The sequence below is a fragment of the Modestobacter versicolor genome, from assembly GCF_014195485.1.
GTDB lineage: Bacteria > Actinomycetota > Actinomycetes > Mycobacteriales > Geodermatophilaceae > Modestobacter > Modestobacter versicolor.
Map to the genome: position 1 here is coordinate 3,977,994 of NZ_JACIBU010000001.1, position 17,705 is coordinate 3,995,698.

A 17,705-nucleotide genomic window follows, 5' to 3' on the forward strand; every position below is an offset into this window, starting at 1 on the left:
CCTCCAGCCGCGCTTGCGAGAGTGGAGGGGTGACCTCCCTGCTGGCGCGGCTGCCGTCCCTCGGGCCGGGACGGCCGGGGGAGCGCCGTGGCCCGGCCAGCGGCTGGCTCGCCGTGGCCACCACCCTGGCCGTCACCGCCACCGGGCTGCTGGGGCTCGGCCTCGCGCTGGTCGTCGTCCAGACGCTCGACCCCGACGGCGGGCTGCCGGTGAGCGGGTCGGCCCGGCTCGCCGGCCAGCTCTGGCTGCTCGCCCAGGGCGGCGAGCTCGACCTCCCCGCCGGGCCGCTGCGGCTGGCCCCCCTGCTGCTCACCGCCGCGATCGCCTGGGGCCTCAGCCGCGCGGCCGGTTCGGTGGTGGCGCTGCGCGACGTGCAGGACCCGGCAGCGGTGGCCCGGGTCGTCGCGGCGGTCGTCGGCGTGCACACCGTGGTCACGACCGGGACCGCGCTGCTGGTCAGCGCGCCGGAGGCGTCGGTCGACCTGCTGCGCACGGTGCCGGGTGCGCTGGTGCTCGCGCTGGTCGCCGGGGGGCTGGGCGCGCTGCGCGACTCGGGGCTGAGCGCGGAGGTCGCCGACCGGTTCCCCGGGCCGGGCCGGGTGCTCGTGCGCGCCGCGGTCGCCGGGACCCTGGCGCTGGCGGCCTGCTGCACCGCGGTGATCGCCGTCGCCCTGGTCGACGACGTCGACGGCGTCGGCCGGCTGGTCACCGGGCTCGGGGGAGCCAGCGCGGGCGCCGCCGGGCAGGTCGGCCTCAGCCTGCTGCTGCTGCCCAACGCCGCCGCCGCCGTGATGGGCCTGGCCGCGGGGCCGGGCTTCCTGGTCGGCGCGGGCACCTTCGTCTCCACCGGCGGGGTCACCCTGGGCAGCGTCCCCGCGCTCCCGCTGATGGCCGCCCTCCCCGACACCCAGGCGGTGCCGCTGCTGGCCTTCCTGTCCCAGGCGCTGCCGGCGCTGGCCGGCCTGGTCGCCGGCGCGGCGGTCGGCCGGCGGCTCGGGGACGCCGACGGCGGTGCGCTCACCGCCGCGCTGTGGGGCGTGGTCGCCGGGGTCGGGGTCGGCGTGCTGTCGGGGCTGTGGGTCCTGCTGGCGTGGGGGCGCCTGGGCGACGCCGGGCTGGCGGAGGTCGGGGCACCGGCGCTGGCCACCGGGCTGGCGATCGCCGCCCAGGCCGGGATCGCCGCCGGTCCGGTGGCCGCGGTCACCCGCTGGCGCAACCGCGGCTGACGCGGCGGCAGGCGGCCGAGGGCGCGCAGCTAGGGTCCTTGCGTGTCCGCCGACGCGCCCGCCGTCCCGCGGTCCCGCCCCGTCCGGTCGCGGGTCGTCGTCCTGCTGTCCGGCACCGGGAGCCTCTTCGCCGCCCTGCTGGCCGCCGCGGCCGCACCGGGGGCCCCGTTCGAGGTCGTCGCCGTCGGCGCTGACCGCCCGGACGCCGGCGGCCTCGCGCACGCCGCCGCGCACGGCGTGGAGACCTTCGTGACCGCGCTGGGCGACCACCCCGACCGCGCCGCCTGGGACCGGGCGCTGGCCGCCGAGCTCACCGCCCGCCGTCCGGACTGGGTGGTCTCGGCCGGGTTCATGAAGCTGCTGGGCCCCGCCGTGCTGGGCGCCTTCCCCGGCCGGGTGGTCAACACCCACCCGGCGCTGCTGCCCGCCTTCCCCGGCGCGCACGCCGTCCGGGACGCCCTGGCCGCCGGGGTCACCACCACCGGCGCGACCGTCCACCTCGTCGACGCCGGCGTCGACACCGGCCCGGTGCTCGCGCAGCGGCCGGTACCGGTGCTGCCCGGCGACGACGAGGCCACCCTGCACGAGCGGATCAAGACCGAGGAGCGCGAGCTCCTGGTGCAGACCCTGGCCGGCCTGGTGGCCGCCGGGCTGCCCCCGACCGTCGTACCCACCGAGGAGAGCACCCGATGAGTGACCGCATCCCCGTCCGCCGCGCGCTGCTCGGCGTCTACGACAAGAACGGGATCGAGGAACTGGCCCGAGGGCTCGCCGCGGCCGGCGTCGAGCTGGTCAGCACCGGGGCCACCGCGGCCCGGATCGCCGCCGCCGGCCTGCCGGTGACGCCGGTGGAGCAGGTCACCGGCTTCCCCGAGGCGCTCGACGGCCGGGTGAAGACGCTGCACCCGTCGGTGCACGCCGGGATCCTGGCCGACCGGCGCAAGCCCGACCACGTGCGCCAGCTCGAGGAGCTGGGCATCGCGCCGTTCGACCTCGTGGTGGTCAACCTCTACCCGTTCAGCGACACGGTGGCCTCGGGCGCCTCGCCCGACGAGTGCATCGAGCAGATCGACATCGGCGGCCCGGCGATGGTGCGCGCGGCCGCGAAGAACCACCCGTCGGTGGCGGTCGTCGTCGACCCGGGCCGCTACGACGAGGTCGTCGATGCGGTCGGCGCCGGCGGCTTCACCCTCTCCCAGCGGCAGGGCCTGGCCGCCGAGGCGTTCCGGCACACCGCCGCCTACGACGTCGCGGTCGCGTCCTGGATGGGCAACGTGCTGGCCCCGGACGACGAGAGCGGCTTCCCGGCCTGGGTGGGCGGGAGCTGGGAGCGCGCCGACGTGCTGCGCTACGGCGAGAACCCGCACCAGGGCGCCGCGCTGTACCGCAGCGGTCAGCCCGGGCTGGCCGACGCCGAGCAGCTGCACGGCAAGCCGATGTCCTACAACAACTACATCGACACCGACGCCGCCTGGCGCGCCGCGCACGACCACGACGACCCCTGCGTGGCGATCATCAAGCACGCCAACCCGTGCGGGATCGCCGTCGGTGCCGACATCGCGGCAGCGCACCGCAAGGCGCACGCCTGCGACCCGGTCTCGGCCTTCGGTGGCGTGATCGCGGCCAACCGCGAGGTCGACCTGACCCTCGCCGAGCAGGTCGCCGAGGTGTTCACCGAGGTCGTCGTCGCGCCGTCGTTCACCGAGGACGCCCTCGGCGTGCTCACCCAGAAGAAGAACATCCGGCTGCTGCAGATGCCGACCGCGCCCCGGCTGTCGGTGGAGCTGCGGCCGGTCAGCGGCGGGCTGCTGCTGCAGACCGCCGACCGGATCGACGCCCCCGGCGACGACCCGACCAGCTGGACGCTCGCCACCGGTCAGCCGGTGGACGCCGCGGGCCTCGACGACCTGGTCTTCGCCTGGCGCTCGGTGCGCGCGGTGAAGAGCAACGCGATCCTGCTGGCCAGCGACAAGGCCACCGTCGGCGTGGGCATGGGCCAGGTCAACCGGGTCGACTCGGCCAAGCTCGCCGTCGCCCGGGCCGGTGAGCGGGCCGCCGGCTCGGTCGCCGCCTCCGACGCGTTCTTCCCCTTCGCCGACGGCCTGCAGGTGCTGCTGGACGCCGGGGTGAAGGCCGTCGTCCAGCCCGGCGGCTCGATGCGCGACGAGGAGGTCGTCGCGGCCGCGGAGGCCGCCGGGGTGACCCTGTACCTCACCGGCACCCGGCACTTCGCGCACTGAACGGGGGCCCCGCTGCCCCCCACCCCCGCAGCGGGGCCGTTCCAGCGTGTCGCCTGGGTCAGCGCAGCCGGGGGTGGGTCATCAGCGCCTTGAGCGCGCCGAGGAACCCGAGGCCGGCCACCGCGACGGTGAACCAGCCGCCGACCGCCCAGCGCTGCACGTCCCAGTTGGCATCGGCCAGCGGCACCAGCACCGCGGCGGCCACCACCAGGCTCACCAGCAGGGCCAGCACGCCCAGGAACCGGTGGCTCTTGGCCGGGACGAACGCCAGCAGCCCGAGCACGAACAGCGCCGCGCCGCCGAACACCACCGCCAGCGGCTCCCAGGTGTCCCGGTCGTCCAGCCGCTGCGGGTCGCCCAGGTCGTCGATGCCGTCGGTCACCAGGTCCAGGCCGGTCCCGCCGCCGTTCACCCACACGACGAGCAGGCTGACCCCGGCGGCGATGCCCGCCAGGAGCAGCAGCAGCCCGGCGAGGGTGTCCGCGCGGCGCACCAGCACCGGGGCGTCGCGGTAGTCGGGCTGGGTCGACGTCCCGTCGTCCCACTGCTGGTCGGTCGCGGCCTGGTCCCAGATCTCGGGCTGCCCGGTGTCCGGCGGCCGGGGCGAGGGGTACGGGGCGGTGCCGCCCACCACCGTGTCGTATCGGGGATCGGCTCCGCCGGGGTGCACGACCTCCGTCGGCTGGTCGGCCAGCGGCCGGCCGGGGAACGCGGTGCTGCCGTTCGGGTCGTCGTACCGGCGGTCGGGCTCGCTCATCCGGGGCCTCCTCCACGCGCGGACCACGGCGGGTCCGGGCGCCTCTCGGTGCCGTCGAGCCTAGGGCCGACGGCGTCGTCGGGCAGACTGCACCACGTGGCGGCGACGACTCTGGACGGAAGGGTGACCGCGGCGGCGATCCGGGCCGAGCTCACCGAACGGGTGGCCGGCCTGGCGGCGGCCGGACGTCGCCCGGGGCTGGGCACGCTGCTGGTCGGCGACGACCCGGGCAGCCGGTGGTACGTCTCGGCGAAGCACTCCGACTGCGCGCAGGTCGGCATCGCCAGCATCCAGCGGGAGCTGCCCGCCACCGCCGACCTGGCCGAGGTCCTCGCCGTCGTCGACGAGCTGAACGCCGACCCGGCGTGCACCGGCTACATCGTGCAGCTGCCCCTCCCGCGGGGCATCGACGAGAGCGCCGTCCTGGAGCGCATCGACCCGGCCAAGGACGCCGACGGGCTGCACCCGGTCAACCTGGGGCGGCTGGTCCTCGGCGTGCCCGGCCCGCTGCCCTGCACCCCGCTCGGCATCGTCGAGCTGCTGCGCCGCCACGACGTCCCGCTCGCCGGCGCCGAGGTGGTGGTCGTCGGCCGCGGCATCACGGTGGGCCGGCCGCTCGGGCTGCTGCTCACCCGCCGCACCGAGAACGCCACCGTGACCCTCTGCCACACCGGCACTCGCGACCTGGCCGCGCACACCCGGACCGCCGACATCGTGGTCGCCGCGGCCGGTGTGCCGGGGCTGGTCACCGCCGGCATGGTCAAGCCCGGTGCCGCGGTGCTCGACGTCGGCGTGAGCCGGGTCGACGGGAAGATCGCCGGTGACGTCGCCGCCGACGTCCGCGAGGTGGCCGGCTGGGTGGCCCCCAACCCCGGCGGCGTGGGCCCGATGACCCGGGCGATGCTGCTGGCCAACGTCGTCCTGGCCGCCGAGCAGGCCGCCGCGGCCGAGGTGCTCACCGCATGACCGGCCCGGCCCGCCCGGCGCCGGGCCAGCGCGGGGTGCAGCCGCAGCGCCCCCCGCTGTACCTGCGCCGTCCGCTGCTGGCCGGGTTCCTGCGCCAGTGGCCGCTGCTGCTGGTGATCGTGATGGTCGGGCTGGGCCTGCTGCTCGTCGCGGTCGAGCGGTGGCGCAGCGGGCTGCTGCTGATGGCGCTCGGGCTCGTCGTGGCCGGCCTGTTCCGGATGTTCCTGCCGGTGCGCCGGATCGGCTTCCTCGCCGTCCGGAGCCGGCCGGTCGACGTCACCCTCACCCTCGGGGTCGGGCTCGCCGTGGCCCTCATCGTGCTGGCCATCCCGCCCACCTGAGTGGTGGGCGGCGGCCCCGCATGGCCGGACGACGGCGCCCGGGGCTAGGTTTGCGGTCATGGCAGAGCGGGCCCGGAACGGCAAGGTGACCGTCGTCGGTGCCGGTTTCTACGGCTCGACCACCGCGTTGCGCCTCGCGGAGTACGACGTCTTCGACACGGTCGTGCTCACCGACATCGTCGAGGGCAAGCCCGAGGGGCTGGCGCTGGACATCAACCAGTCCCGCGCGATCGAGGGCTTCGAGACCCGGGTCGTCGGCATCGGGGGCGGCTCCTACGCCGGCACCGAGGGCTCCGACGTCGTGGTGATCACCGCCGGCCTGCCGCGCAAGCCCGGCATGAGCCGGATGGACCTCATCGAGACCAACGCCGGCATCGTCCGCCAGGTCGCCGAGAACGTCGCGCAGACCTCGCCGGACGCCGTCGTCATCGTGGTGTCCAACCCGCTGGACGAGATGACCGCGCTGGCGCAGCTGGCCACCGGCTTCCCCAGGGGCCGGGTGATGGGCCAGGCCGGGATGCTCGACACCGCGCGGTTCACCAACAACGTCGCCGAGGAGCTCGGCGTCCCGGTCGGCTCGGTGCGCACCCTGACCCTCGGCTCGCACGGCGACACGATGGTGCCGGTCCCCTCGCGCTGCACCGTCGACGGCAAGCCGCTGGCCGACGTGCTGCCCGCCGACCGGATCGCGCACCTCGTCGACCGCACCCGCAACGGCGGTGCCGAGGTCGTCGCGCTGCTGAAGACCGGCTCGGCGTACTACGCGCCCTCGGCGGCCGCGGCCCGGATGGCCCGCGCGGTGATCGAGGACTCCGGCGCGGTCATGCCGGTCTGCGCCTGGGTGGACGGCGAGTACGGCATCTCCGGGGTCTACCTCGGGGTCGAGGCCGAGATCGGCCGTGAGGGAGTGCGGAAGGTCGTCGAGGGCGACCTGTCCGACAGTGAGCTGGCGGGCCTGCGCGAGGCGGCTGAGGCCGTGCGCGCCAAGCAGGCCGACGTGGCCGACCTCTGAAGAAGGACCCCACTGCCCCCCCCACCGCTCGCACGCTCGCGGCGGGATCCTGCAGCGGAGCCACAAGAGCAGAAGGAGAAGAAGTCTGTGAGCAAGATCAAGGTCGAGGGCAAGGTCGTCGAGCTCGACGGCGACGAGATGACCCGGATCATCTGGCAGTTCATCAAGGACCAGCTGATCCTCCCGTACCTCGACGTCGACCTCGAGTACTACGACCTGGGCATCGAGCACCGCGACGCCACCGACGACCAGGTCACGGTCGACGCGGCGAACGCGATCAAGCAGCACGGCGTGGGCGTCAAGTGCGCCACCATCACCCCGGACGAGGCGCGGGTCGAGGAGTTCGGCCTCAAGCGCATGTACCGCTCGCCCAACGGGACGATCCGCAACATCCTCGGCGGTGTCATCTTCCGCGAGCCGATCATCATGCAGAACGTGCCGCGGCTGGTGCCGGGCTGGACCAAGCCGATCATCGTCGGCCGTCACGCCTACGGCGACCAGTACCGGGCCACGGACTTCCGGTTCCCCGGCGAGGGCACCCTGACGCTGACCTACACCCCCAAGGACGGCTCCGCGCCGATCGAGCACGAGGTCTTCCAGACCCCCGGCCCGGGCGTCGTGATGGGCATGTACAACCTCGACGCCTCGATCCGCGACTTCGCCTACGCCTCGCTGAACTACGGCCTGGCGCGCGGCTACCCGGTCTACCTGTCCACGAAGAACACGATCCTGAAGGCCTACGACGGCCGCTTCAAGGACATCTTCGAGGAGGTCTTCCAGACCGAGTTCGCCGACAAGTTCAAGGAAGCCGGCATCACCTACGAGCACCGGCTCATCGACGACATGGTCGCCGCCTCGCTCAAGTGGGAGGGCGGCTACGTCTGGGCGTGCAAGAACTACGACGGTGACGTGCAGTCCGACACCGTGGCGCAGGGCTTCGGCTCGCTCGGCCTGATGACCTCGGTGCTGGCGACCCCGGACGGCCGCACGGTCGAGGCCGAGGCCGCGCACGGCACGGTGACCCGGCACTACCGCCAGCACCAGCAGGGCAAGGAGACGTCGACCAACCCGATCGCGTCGATCTTCGCCTGGACCCGGGGCCTGGCCCACCGCGGCAAGCTCGACGGCACCCCCGAGGTGACCCGGTTCGCCGAGACCCTGGAGAAGGTCTGCATCGACACCGTCGAGAGTGGCCAGATGACCAAGGACCTCGCGCTGCTGATCTCCAAGGACAGCCCGTGGCTGACCACCCAGGACTTCCTGGCGGCGATCGACACCAACCTGACGAAGGCCATGGCCTGAGGCAGGCGGCTGCCTGACGGCCCCCGCACCCACCCGGGTGCGGGGGCCGTCGTGCGTCCGGGGGGTGAGGCGTGGCGACGTGATCACCTCCCGCTCACGGCTGTCTCCCGGCGGTGGTGACGACCACCAGCGGGGGGTGATCACGCCTGTGGACGGCGACAGCGGCACACGGCGGCCGTCGGCCAGGCTGCTCGGGTGCCACGGACCGCTGCCCGCCCGGACGTCCTGGTGGGCACGGTGTTCCGGGGGACATGGGCGGTGAGGACCGGGTTGCTGACCCGGGCCCAGCTGCGCAGCAGCGCGTGGCGGCGCCTGCGGGAGGACGTCTACGCCGACGCGGAGCAGCCCGACACCCACCGGTTGCACGCCCGCGGCGCGTGCCTCGTCATGCCGGCGGGGGCGGCGCTGGGGGGTCGCACGGCCGCGGAGCTGCACGGCCTGGTCGACGTGGCCCCGGTGGACCTCCCGGTGGAGGTCGTGCTCCCGCCGGGCGTGCGGTGGCATCCCCAGCCTGGCCTGGTGGTGCGAACCGCGCCGCTCGACGGGGACGTCGTGGGCCGTGGCCCCTGGCTGCGCTGGACGTCCGGCGTCCGGACGGCGGTCGACCTGGCGCGCCGCGAGCCGCCGGTGGAGGCGGTCGTGCTCGTCGACCGGCTGGTGCACGCGGGCGTGGCCGAGCTGACCGCGGTGCGGGCGGCTGCTGGAGCGCTGTCCCGGGTCCGCGGTTCCGCCCGTGCCCGGGCGGCTGCCGCCGCGGCCGACGGCCTCGCCGAGTCCCCGCAGGAGACCCGGCTTCGGCTGCTGCTGCGCGGAGGCGGGCTGCCGGAGCCCGTCGCCCAGCACCGGGTCGAGGACGCCGGCCGGTTCGTCGCTCGCGTGGACTTCGCGTGGCCGGAACGCCGGCTCGCGCTGGAGTACGACGGGCTGTGGCATGCCGAGCCCGGCCAGTTCGCCCGTGACCGGCAGCGGCTGAACGCCCTGACCGCCGCCGGTTGGCGGGTGCTGTTCGTGACCGCCGCGGACCTGCGCCGGCCCGACGAGCTGGTCGTCCGCATCCGCAGCGCGCTCGGGTGATCACCTCCCGCTCATGGTCGTCTGGGGGTGCGGGAGGCAGCGCTCAGCGGGAGGTGATCAGCGACCGGGAGGTGTCAGGAGCCGAAGAGCTGGGTCCACCACGGGCCGCCGGCGCCCTGGGCGACACCCACCCCGAGCGTGCGCAGGCTGCAGTCCAGGATGTTGCGGCGGTGGCCGCTGCTGTTCATCCACGCGGTCATCACCGCTGCGGCGTCGGGCTGCCCGTAGGCGATGTTCTCGGCCCGCGCGTTCCCCACCCCGGCGGCCCGGGCGCGGGCGAAGGGGTCCAGCCCCTCGGGGTTGACGTGGGAGAAGAAGCCGCGGTCGCGCATGTCGGCGCTGTGCGCCCGGGCGACGGCGGCCAGGGCCTCGTCCGCGCGCACCGCCGGGCACCCCGCGGCCGCCCGCTCGGTGTTGACCAGCGCGAGCACCGCACCCTCGGGCCCGGGGGCCGGTGCCGCCGCGGCCACCGGAGGAGCGGGGGCGGGCACGGGCGCAGGGGCCGGAGCAGGAGCCGGGGCGGGGGTCGTCTCCTCCGGCTCGGGCTCGGCCTCGGGCTCCGGCGCGGCCGGCGGCGGGGTGGCCTCCGTCGTCGTCGCCACCGGCGCCGGGGTGGGTGCGACCTCCGTCGTCGGCGGGACGACGACCGTCGGGGCGGCGGAGGAGCTGGTCGGGACGGCGGCGGTGCTCGGCGGGGCGGCCGCCTCGGCGCGCGGGGCGTCCGTCGTGCTCGAGGCGTCGCTCAGCCCGGGGAGCCGGCCACCGCCGACGGCGGCGGTGAGGGCGACCGCCGCGACCACGCAGGCCAGCAGCAGCGGGGCCCACAGCGGGCGGCTGCGGACCCGGGACCACAGGGAGGGCGGCGGGATGGGGCGGTGGTGCACGGCGTCGTCCTCACGAGAGGTCACGAATCGTTACCTGGCCGAGGGTAGCCGTGCGCGGACGGTCATCGGCTTCGTCACGCAGGAACACCCGGCGGGGTGGGGGGAGTTGATGCTCCGGGGTCTGCGCCCGGTCGCAGCCACTACCGTTGTCCGCCTCGGGATCGTCCCGTCGCAGCACCACAGCTTGGAGGCGCACGCCGCTCGTGAGCGACGTTTGGCTCAACATCGTCATGGTGATCGCGTTCGTGCTGATCGGCGGTGCGTTCTCCGGCGCCGAGATCGCGCTGGTCTCCCTCCGCGAGTCGCAGGTCCGAGCGCTGGCCGAGACCGGCCGCCGCGGTCAGGCGCTGAACAAGCTGCTCGGTGACCCGAACCAGTTCCTCGCCGCCGTCCAGGTGGGCGTCACCCTCGCCGGCTTCTTCTCCGCCGCGTTCGGTGCCAGCACGCTCTCCGGGCCGCTGGCCGACTGGGGCGTCACCGGCCTCGGGCTGTCGCGCAGCCTGGCCGACCCGCTCGCCTTCGTCGCGGTGACCATCGCGATCAGCTACCTGTCGCTGGTCGTCGGCGAGCTCACGCCCAAGCGGCTCGCCCTGCAGCGCGCCGAGGGCTTCTCGCTGATCGTCGCGGCACCTCTCAACGCCATCGCCAAGCTGTTCCGGCCGATCATCTGGTTCCTCTCCCAGTCCACCAACGTGCTGGTGCGGCTGCTCGGCGGCGACCCCAAGGCCAGCGGCGAGTCGATCAGCCAGGAGGAGCTGCGCGACCTGGTCGCGGCGCACGAGTCGCTGTCCAGCGACGAGCGCCGGCTCATCGACGAGGTCTTCAGGGCCGGCGACCGCGAGGTGCGCGAGGTGATGACCCCCCGCACCGAGGTGCACTTCCTCGAGGCGAGCATGACCGCCAGCCGGGCGGCCAAGCAGGTCGCCGACTCCAGCTGGTCGCGCTACCCGGTCGCCGGCCGCAACGAGGACGACGTGGTGGGCTTCGTGCACGTCCGCGACCTGCTGCTGCCCAACCACCCGGCCGGCCGTGCGGCGACCGTCGGTGACCTGGTGCGCGAGGTCAAGCAGCTGCCCGGCACGGCCGGGGTGCTCACCGCCCTGTCGCAGATGCGCAAGGAGAACCGGCACTTCGCGATCGTGGTCGACGAGTACGGCGGCACCGACGGCATCGTCACCCTCGAGGACCTCATCGAGGAGGTCATCGGCGACATCTACGACGAGTACGACGAGGACGTCACCCCCGACAACGACGAGCCCGCCGAGGGCCCGCACGAGGTCGACGGCCTGTGGAACCTCGACGACTTCGCCGAGGCGACCGGCCTGCAGCTGCCCGAGGGCCCGTACGAGACGGTCGCCGGCTACGTGCTGGCCCACCTCGGCCGGCTGCCGGTGGTCGGCGACACGGTGGGCGTCGAGGGCCGCACGCTGACCGTGCTGGAGCTCGACGGACGGCGGATCGCCCGGATCTCGGTCAGCGCCGCCCCCCAGCCCGCCGACGAGACCGCGGCAGAGGCGAGCGCTAGCTGAGGCCTTCCTGCAGGGTCCCGCCACGAGCTCGCGAGTGGTGGGGGGCAGGGAGGTCCTTCATGAACGACCAGGCGTCGGCGACGATCTCGGTCAGCTCGGTGTGCACCGGCGTCCAGCCCAGGTCGGCGTGGATGCGGGCCGAGCTGGCCACCAGCCGGGCCGGGTCGCCGGGGCGCCGGTCACCGACGACGACCGGCAGCGGGTGCCCGGTGACCGTGCGCACCGCGTTGACCATCTCCTGCACCGAGAACCCGGTGCCGCTGCCCAGGTTGTAGACCCGGTGCTCACCGGCCGCGGGGGCGGGCAGCGCGAGCAGGTGGGCGGCGGCGAGGTCCGCCACGTGCACGTAGTCGCGGATGCACGTGCCGTCGGGGGTCGGGTAGTCCTGCCCGTAGACGGTGAGCGCCTCGCGGGTGCCCGCGGCGACCTGCAGCGCGATCGGGATGAGGTGGGTCTCGGTGGCGTGCCGCTCGCCGCGCCCGTAGGCGGCGCCGCCGACGTTGAAGTACCGCAGGCTCACCGCGGCGAAGGCGTGTGCGGCCGCGTAGGAGGTGAGCATCGCGTCGACGGCGAGCTTGCTGGCCCCGTAGGTGTTGGTCGGCCGGGTCGGCGCGGTCTCCGGGATCGGCACCTCGTCGGGCTCGCCGTAGGTCGCCGCGGTGGAGGAGAACACGATCCGCCGACAGTCGGCGGCCCGCATCGCCTCCAGCAGCGCCAGCGAGCCGCCGACGTTGTTCTCCCAGTACAGCTCGGGTGACTGCTGGCTCTCGCCCACCAGGCTCTTCGCCGCGAAGTGCAGCACCGCCTCCGGGCGGACGTCGGCCAGCACCGGCGCGGAGTCCTGCAGCCGGGCCTGGACGAAGGTCGCGCCCTCGGGGACGGCGTCCTCGTGGCCGGTGCTCAGGTCGTCGAGCACGGTGACCTCGTGGCCGCCGTCCAGCAGGGCCGCGGTGACTACGCTGCCGATGTACCCGGCGCCGCCGGTGACGAGAACGCGCATGGTGCGAGCCTAGACAGCACCCTCCCGGGGGCGGCCGCCCGCGCGGAGGAGGAGCCCCTCGTGGTCAGCGCACGCCCCGCCGTCGCCGCGATGCCGGCCTACCGGCCCGGCCGCAACCCCGCCGACCTGGCCCGCGAGATCGGGGTCGACCGGGCGGTCAAGCTGGCCAGCAACGAGGTCGCCTTCCCGCCGCTGCCCGCCGTCCTGCAGGCCATCGCGGCGACCGCCGGCGAGACCAACCGCTACCCGGACAACGGCGCGACCGTGCTCACCGCGGCGCTGGCCGACCGGTACGGCGTGGGCACCGAGCAGGTCGCCGTCGGCTGCGGCGCGGTCACCGTCTGCCAGCAGCTGGCGCAGGCCTACACCGAGCCGGGCACCAGCATCGCCTTCGCCTGGCGGTCCTTCGAGATGTACCCGCTGCTCGCCCAGGTCGCCGGGGCGGCCACCCAGCAGGTGCCGCTCGTGCCGGGCACCGACGGCGGTGCGCCGGACACCCACGACCTGGCCGGGCTGGCCGCCGCGGTCGACGGAAGCACCCGGCTGGTGTTCGTCTGCAACCCGAACAACCCCACCGGGACGGCGGTCCGGCGGGCCGAGCTGGAGCGGTTCCTGGACGAGGTGCCGGACACGACGCTGGTCGTGCTGGACGAGGCCTACCGCGAGTTCGTCACCGACCCGGAGGTGCCCGACGGCGTGGAGCTGATGCGCGGGCGGCCCAACGTGGCGGTGCTCCGCACGTTCTCCAAGGCCTGGGGCCTGGCCGGGCTGCGGGTGGGCTACCTGCTGGCCGAGGACCCGGCGGTGGCCGACGCCGTCCGCCGCACCCACGTGCCGTTCAGCGTCTCCAGCCTGGCGCAGGCCGCCGCGGTGGCCGCCCTGGCCAGCGAGGACGAGGTGCGGCAGCGCTGCGCCGCCGTGGTGGCCGAGCGCACCCGGCTGACCGGGGAGCTGCGCGGCCGCGGCCTGGCGGTGGCCGACAGCCAGGCGAACTTCGTCTGGCTGCCGCTGGGGGAGCGCACCGCGGCGGTCGCCGCGGCCCTGGAGGCGCGCGCGGTGATCACCCGGCCGTTCGCCGGCGAGGGCCTGCGGGTGTCGGTCGGGACGCCGGAGGAGGACGACGTCTTCCTCGGCGCGCTGGACGCCGTCCTGACCAGCGAGCCTGTCGGAGCTGCGGGCTCCTGAGCCGTGACGCGTGGGGCGCGTGGTTCGATACGGGACGTGCCACTTCCCCGCGTGCTGTCCGGCATCCAGCCGACGGCGGACTCCTTCCACCTCGGCAACTACCTGGGTGCGCTGAAGCAGTGGGTCGCCCTGCAGGACGACCACGACGCCTTCTACTGCGTCGTCGACCTGCACGCCATCACCGTCGAGCAGGACCCGGCCACGCTGCGCCGGCGCACCCTCGTCTCCGCCGCCCAGCTGCTGGCGCTGGGCGTCGACCCGGATCGCAGCGCCCTGTTCGTGCAGAGCCACGTGCCCGAGCACGCCCAGCTGGGCTGGGTGCTGCAGTGCATGACCGGCTTCGGCGAGGCCAGCCGGATGACCCAGTTCAAGGACAAGAGCCAGCGCCAGGGGACGACGGGCACCAGCGTCGGGCTGTTCACCTACCCGGTGCTGCAGGCCGCCGACATCCTGCTCTACCAGGCGCAGCGGGTGCCGGTCGGCGAGGACCAGCGCCAGCACCTGGAGCTGACCCGCGACCTGGCCACCCGGTTCAACAACCGGTTCGGCCCGACCTTCACGCTGCCCGAGGCCTACATCCCGCCGGGCGCGGCCAAGGTGCTGGACCTGCAGATGCCGGACAAGAAGATGAGCAAGAGCCTGCCCCCGGCCGGCTGCGTGAACCTGCTCGACGACCCCAAGGTGACCGCCAAGAAGATCCGCTCCGCGGTCACCGACACCGGCCGCGAGGTCGTCGCCGACCCGGCCGGCAAGCCCGGCGTCACGAACCTGCTGACGATCCACGCGGCGCTGTCGGGGCAGACCGTGCCCCAGCTCGAGGAGCACTTCGCCGGCCGCGGCTACGGCGACCTGAAGAAGGAGCTCGCCGAGGTCGTCACCGACGCGCTCGCGCCGGTCCAGGCGCGCACCGCGGAGCTGCTGGCCGACACCGCCGAGCTGGAGCGGGTGCTGGCCGCCGGCGCCGCGCGGGCCCGCGAGGTGGCCGCGCCGACGCTGGCCGCGGTGTACGACCGGGTGGGCTTCCTGCCGGCCGGCGGGGGACCGGTCACGTGACCGGCCGGCCGCTCCGCGCCGACGACACGTTCATCCACCGCCCGGGCGACGCGGCGCGGACGTCGCCGGAGACCGCCGTCCTCGGCGTCGTGCTGTCGGTCCCCGAACCGTGGGCCCAGCTGCTGGTCGAGTGGCGCGGCAAGTGCGGCGACCCGCAGGCGACGCTGGTCCCGCCGCACGTGACCCTGCTGCCGCCCACCGAGGTGCCGGTCGGCCAGCGCCCGGCGATCAGCGACCACCTGGCGCGGGTGGCAGCGGTGCACCCGCCGTTCGACATGCACCTGGCCGGCACGGCCACCTTCCGGCCGGTGTCCGAGGTGGTCTACGTCGCCGTGGCGCGCGGGATGGCCGAGTGCGAGCGCATCGCCTCCGACGTCCGCACCGGGCCGCTGGCGCGCCCGCTGGCCTTCCCGTACCACCCGCACGTGACCGTGGCCCACGACGTCCCGGCGGACATGCTGGACATGGCCTCGGCCGGGCTGTCCGACCTCGAGGCAGAGTTCCGGGTCGCCTCCTTCACCGAGTTCGAGCAGCTCCCCGGCGGGGCCTGGGCCGTCGCCCGCGAGTACCCGCTGACCGGCGCCCCCCAGCGGTCGTAACGCCCGGGCCGCCGCCGGGCGGGACCGGCGGCCAGCACGCAGACTCGGCCCGGTGAGCGACCCGTTCAGCCGCGCCGTCGGTGCGGCCCGCGGGCTGCTGCGCCGCCAGCGGGCCCGCCGGCCGTGGCTGGACCACCTCGTGCACGCCGGCGGTCGCTACAACCGGGTGCAGGGCGACCTGCTGGCCTCCGGGGTCACGTACTACGTGTTCCTGGCGCTGTTCCCGGTGCTGCTGCTGGTCGCCTCGATCGCCGGCTTCGTGCTCTCCGGCAACGCCCTGCTGGAGGAGCAGCTGGTCACCGCCATCCGGGAGGCCGTCCCCGGCTCGACCGGGGCCGAGCTCGCCGAGCAGGCCAGCGGGGCGATCGACCGGGCCACCACCTTCGGCCTGATCGGCCTGGCCGGCTTCCTGTTCGTCGGGCTCGGGGCGGTGGACAAGCTGCGGGTCGGCATGGACGTCGTCTGGCGCGGCCGGCCGGACCCGCCGGACTTCCTGGTCGACCGGCTCAAGGACCTCGGCGCGCTGCTCGGGCTCGGTGCCGCCGGGGCGCTGAGCATCGCGCTCACCACCGGTGCCACCGCCGCGTCGTCCCGGGTGCTGGGCCTGCTGGGCGTCGACGAGGTGCCCGGCGCCTTCCTGCTCACCGGCGCCGTGGCCATCGCGCTGGCCCTGGCCGGGGACACCCTGGTGTTCCTCTGGCTGCTCAAGGGCGTGCCGGGCAACCCCTTCGGCGTGCGGCAGCTGCTGCCCGGCGCGGTGTTCGGCGCCGTGGGCTTCGAGGTGCTCAAGCTCGTCGGGAACTGGTACCTGACGCTGATCGGCCAGAACGTCACCGCGCAGACCCTCGGCGGCTTCGTCGGCCTGATCGTGTGGATCAACGTGGTGGCCCGGTTCGCGTTCTACACCGCGTCGTGGACGGCGACGATCCCGTCGATCGAGCACGCGCACGCGCTGGTGCCGCACGGGCCGGCCGCGCCCACCCCGCTGCCCGACGTCGCGCTGGTCAGGGAGCGGGGCGCGGGTCCCCGCCCGCTGCGGGTGGCGGCGGGTCTGCTGGCGGCCGGTGCGCTGGCGGGTGCGGCGGGGAGCCGGCTGCTGCCCCGGGCGCTGGCCCGCTCGGCGGCCCGCCGGGTGGACGCCGGGGAGTGACCGGGGTCGGCGCCGGTCGCAGCGCCCGCCGGCGGCCCACCACGGTGGCGGCCACGACGAGCAGCGCCCCGCCGGCGAGCGCCACGGGCAGCGCGGGGAAGGGGTCGTCGGCGGGGCTCGCTGCCGGGGAGGGTGCGGTCGACCGGGGAGCCGCCGAGCTGCCGGCGGCCGCGGACCCGGTGGCCTCTGCGGCCTTGGTCGTCGCGGGTGCGCTCGTCGTCGGGGCGGGTGTCGCCGGCACCTCGCCGGGGTCGACCAGGCGGCCGATCCCGCCCGCACCGGGTGCGGTGCTGAACCCCCAGTCCAGCAGCCGGGTGGCCTGCTCCAGCTCGTGCACCGGCCGGCGCTCGGCCTGCATCAGGCTGACCACCAGCCGCCGGCCGCCGCGCTCGGCGGCCGCGACGAAGGTGTGCCGGGCGGCGTCGGTGAACCCCGTCTTGCCGCCGAGGGTCCCGGGGTAGGTGGAGAGCAGGGTGTCCTGGTTCTGGATCTGGTAGCCCGCGGCCCGGCCCTCGACCGCCGGGATGTCGGCCGTGCGGGTCTGCAGCACCCCGGAGGTGTACGGGTCGGCGATCAGCTGCCGCATGATCAGCGCCAGGTCGTAGGGCGAGGAGGACTGCCCGGCGACGTCCAGGCCGGACGGCGTCCCGGCGACGGTGTCGTAGGCGCCCAGCCGCTCGGCGGTGGCGTTCATCGCCTGCAGGGTCGGCCCGACCCCGCCGGCCGCGCGGGCCAGCGCGTTGGCGGCGTCGTTGCCCGACTGCATGACCAGCGCCCGGAACAGCAGGTCGACGGAGTACTGGCCGCCGTTGACCAGCCCGACCCGGCTGCCCTCGATCGCCTCGTCCTCGGTGGTGCCCTGCACGACGAGCGCGTGGTCGAGGGTCGGGGCCAGGGTGAGCAGGGTCAGCGTCTTGAGCGTGCTGGCCGGGTAGTAGCGGCCGTGCGGGTCCTGCGCGCCCAGCACCGCCCCGGTGCCGAGGTCGGCGACCAGCCAGCCCCGGGCGTCGATGCCGGGGGGCGGCGCCGGCGCCCCGGCGACCGTGACCAGGCCGCGGGTGTCCAGCGCGTCGCCGCCGACCGTGCTGCCGTCGGGCGCGCTGCCCTGCGGCGGCGGGCCGGGGTAGGGGGAGGTCGGCGTCGGCGCCGACGGGTCGACGGTCGGCCGGCTGCTCTCCGCGAGCGCCGGTCCGGCCGTGCCCAGCAGCAGCGTCGCAGCGACCAGCAGCGCGGCGGCCGGTCGGCGCAGCGGAGGGGGTCGGCGCACTCCCGGACGCTAACCCGCCGGCCGGAGGACGTCCCGCCGAGCCCGGCTGTGTCCGCGGTCTCAGGGCCGGGCCCGCGATGTGTGCCCGGTGTTGCCCGTTGGCAACGATCGGGTCTCTAT

Annotated in this window: 16 protein-coding genes and 1 pseudogene; 13 read left to right on the forward strand and 4 right to left on the reverse strand. The window is 75.2% G+C overall.

Translation table 11 applies throughout. The annotated features are described in order from the left end of the window. Positions 1-29: 29 nt before the first annotated feature. The 3 genes from FHX36_RS19520 to purH are packed head-to-tail and all read left to right on the forward strand — an operon-like array spanning position 30 to position 3,466. The gene (locus FHX36_RS19520; protein ID WP_183514037.1) at positions 30-1,226 is read left to right on the forward strand and encodes a cell division protein PerM; all 1,197 of its coding nucleotides are present in this window, start codon (positions 30-32) and stop codon (positions 1,224-1,226) included. 42 nt (positions 1,227-1,268) lie between these two features. Next, positions 1,269-1,919: a phosphoribosylglycinamide formyltransferase gene (gene purN / locus FHX36_RS19525; RefSeq protein ID WP_183514043.1), complete on the forward strand. Its 651-nt coding sequence runs from the start codon at positions 1,269-1,271 to the stop codon at positions 1,917-1,919. Next, complete coding sequence (gene purH, locus FHX36_RS19530; RefSeq protein ID WP_110553456.1) at positions 1,916-3,466, forward strand: bifunctional phosphoribosylaminoimidazolecarboxamide formyltransferase/IMP cyclohydrolase; 1,551 nt, start codon at positions 1,916-1,918, stop codon at positions 3,464-3,466. The genes purN and purH overlap by 4 nt, the downstream gene beginning before the upstream one ends. A 58-nt stretch (positions 3,467-3,524) precedes the next feature. Here the strand turns inward: purH and FHX36_RS19535 are convergent, their stop codons facing one another. Beyond that, positions 3,525-4,223 carry a hypothetical protein gene (locus tag FHX36_RS19535; RefSeq protein WP_221202974.1) on the reverse strand — a complete coding sequence of 233 codons (699 nt, stop codon included), beginning with the start codon at positions 4,221-4,223 and terminating at the stop codon, positions 3,525-3,527. Between the two features lie 96 nt (positions 4,224-4,319). Here FHX36_RS19535 and FHX36_RS19540 point away from each other — a divergent pair, with 96 nt between their 5' ends. From FHX36_RS19540 to FHX36_RS19560, 5 genes are all read left to right on the forward strand, one after another. Continuing rightward, a complete protein-coding gene (locus FHX36_RS19540) occupies positions 4,320-5,189 on the forward strand; it encodes a bifunctional methylenetetrahydrofolate dehydrogenase/methenyltetrahydrofolate cyclohydrolase (protein WP_110553455.1) in 870 nt (289 codons plus the stop codon). Continuing rightward, positions 5,186-5,530, forward strand: a complete 345-nt coding sequence (locus FHX36_RS19545) for a DUF3017 domain-containing protein (RefSeq protein ID WP_110553454.1) — start codon at positions 5,186-5,188, stop codon at positions 5,528-5,530. Before FHX36_RS19540 ends, FHX36_RS19545 begins: the two co-directional genes overlap by 4 nt. Positions 5,531-5,588: 58 nt before the next feature. After that, on the forward strand, positions 5,589-6,542 hold the full coding sequence (gene mdh, locus FHX36_RS19550) for a malate dehydrogenase (protein WP_110553453.1): 954 nt from the start codon (positions 5,589-5,591) through the stop codon (positions 6,540-6,542). A gap of 87 nt (positions 6,543-6,629) precedes the next feature. Then, complete coding sequence (locus FHX36_RS19555) at positions 6,630-7,844, forward strand: NADP-dependent isocitrate dehydrogenase (protein WP_110553452.1); 1,215 nt, start codon at positions 6,630-6,632, stop codon at positions 7,842-7,844. Between the two features lie 195 nt (positions 7,845-8,039). Continuing rightward, on the forward strand, positions 8,040-8,918 hold the full coding sequence (locus FHX36_RS19560) for an endonuclease domain-containing protein (protein ID WP_343056669.1): 879 nt from the start codon (positions 8,040-8,042) through the stop codon (positions 8,916-8,918). A 74-nt stretch (positions 8,919-8,992) separates the two neighbouring features. Here FHX36_RS19560 and FHX36_RS24050 read toward each other — a convergent pair whose 3' ends face one another. Next, positions 8,993-9,826 carry a CAP domain-containing protein gene (locus FHX36_RS24050; protein WP_343056670.1) on the reverse strand — a complete coding sequence of 278 codons (834 nt, stop codon included), beginning with the start codon at positions 9,824-9,826 and terminating at the stop codon, positions 8,993-8,995. 179 nt (positions 9,827-10,005) lie between these two features. Between FHX36_RS24050 and FHX36_RS19570 the strand changes: the two genes are divergently transcribed. Next, positions 10,006-11,331 carry a hemolysin family protein gene (locus FHX36_RS19570; protein WP_110553544.1) on the forward strand — a complete coding sequence of 442 codons (1,326 nt, stop codon included), beginning with the start codon at positions 10,006-10,008 and terminating at the stop codon, positions 11,329-11,331. On the opposite strand, the gene galE is transcribed toward FHX36_RS19570, so the two are convergent. Beyond that, positions 11,324-12,331, reverse strand: coding sequence for a UDP-glucose 4-epimerase GalE (gene galE, locus FHX36_RS19575; protein ID WP_110553542.1), 1,008 nt, complete (start codon positions 12,329-12,331; stop codon positions 11,324-11,326). The two genes, FHX36_RS19570 and galE, sit on opposite strands and share 8 nt — an antisense overlap. 60 nt (positions 12,332-12,391) lie before the next feature. On the opposite strand from galE, the gene hisC reads away from it, so the two are divergent. The 4 genes and pseudogenes from hisC to FHX36_RS23145 form a co-directional block, all read left to right on the forward strand. After that, entirely contained in the window at positions 12,392-13,516 is a 1,125-nt protein-coding gene (hisC, locus tag FHX36_RS19580) for a histidinol-phosphate transaminase (protein WP_110553540.1), read from the forward strand. Between the two features lie 36 nt (positions 13,517-13,552). After that, positions 13,553-14,569 (forward strand): tryptophan--tRNA ligase, encoded by a 1,017-nt coding sequence (gene trpS / locus FHX36_RS19585; protein ID WP_110553539.1) that lies wholly within the window; start codon positions 13,553-13,555, stop codon positions 14,567-14,569. Beyond that, positions 14,566-15,168 carry a 2'-5' RNA ligase family protein gene (locus FHX36_RS19590; protein ID WP_110553537.1) on the forward strand — a complete coding sequence of 201 codons (603 nt, stop codon included), beginning with the start codon at positions 14,566-14,568 and terminating at the stop codon, positions 15,166-15,168. Before trpS ends, FHX36_RS19590 begins: the two co-directional genes overlap by 4 nt. Before the next feature lie 166 nt (positions 15,169-15,334). Continuing rightward, a pseudogene (locus FHX36_RS23145) lies at positions 15,335-16,087 on the forward strand (YihY/virulence factor BrkB family protein); the annotation flags it as partial. Between the two features lie 85 nt (positions 16,088-16,172). On the opposite strand, the gene FHX36_RS19595 reads toward FHX36_RS23145, so the two are convergent. Further along, entirely contained in the window at positions 16,173-17,585 is a 1,413-nt protein-coding gene (locus tag FHX36_RS19595) for a serine hydrolase (protein WP_183514044.1), read from the reverse strand. Positions 17,586-17,705 lie beyond the last annotated feature (120 nt).

Excerpts from the sequence above, each read along its gene's own strand:
- mdh (WP_110553453.1), top strand. The coding sequence starts at position 5,589 with ATGGCAGAGCGGGCCCGGAACGGCAAGGTGACCGTCGTCGGTGCCGGT.
- FHX36_RS19545 (WP_110553454.1), top strand. The coding sequence starts at position 5,186 with ATGACCGGCCCGGCCCGCCCGGCGCCGGGCCAGCGCGGGGTGCAGCCG.
- purH (WP_110553456.1), top strand. The coding sequence starts at position 1,916 with ATGAGTGACCGCATCCCCGTCCGCCGCGCGCTGCTCGGCGTCTACGAC.
- FHX36_RS19535 (WP_221202974.1), bottom strand. The coding sequence starts at position 4,223 with ATGAGCGAGCCCGACCGCCGGTACGACGACCCGAACGGCAGCACCGCG.
- galE (WP_110553542.1), bottom strand. The coding sequence starts at position 12,331 with ATGCGCGTTCTCGTCACCGGCGGCGCCGGGTACATCGGCAGCGTAGTC.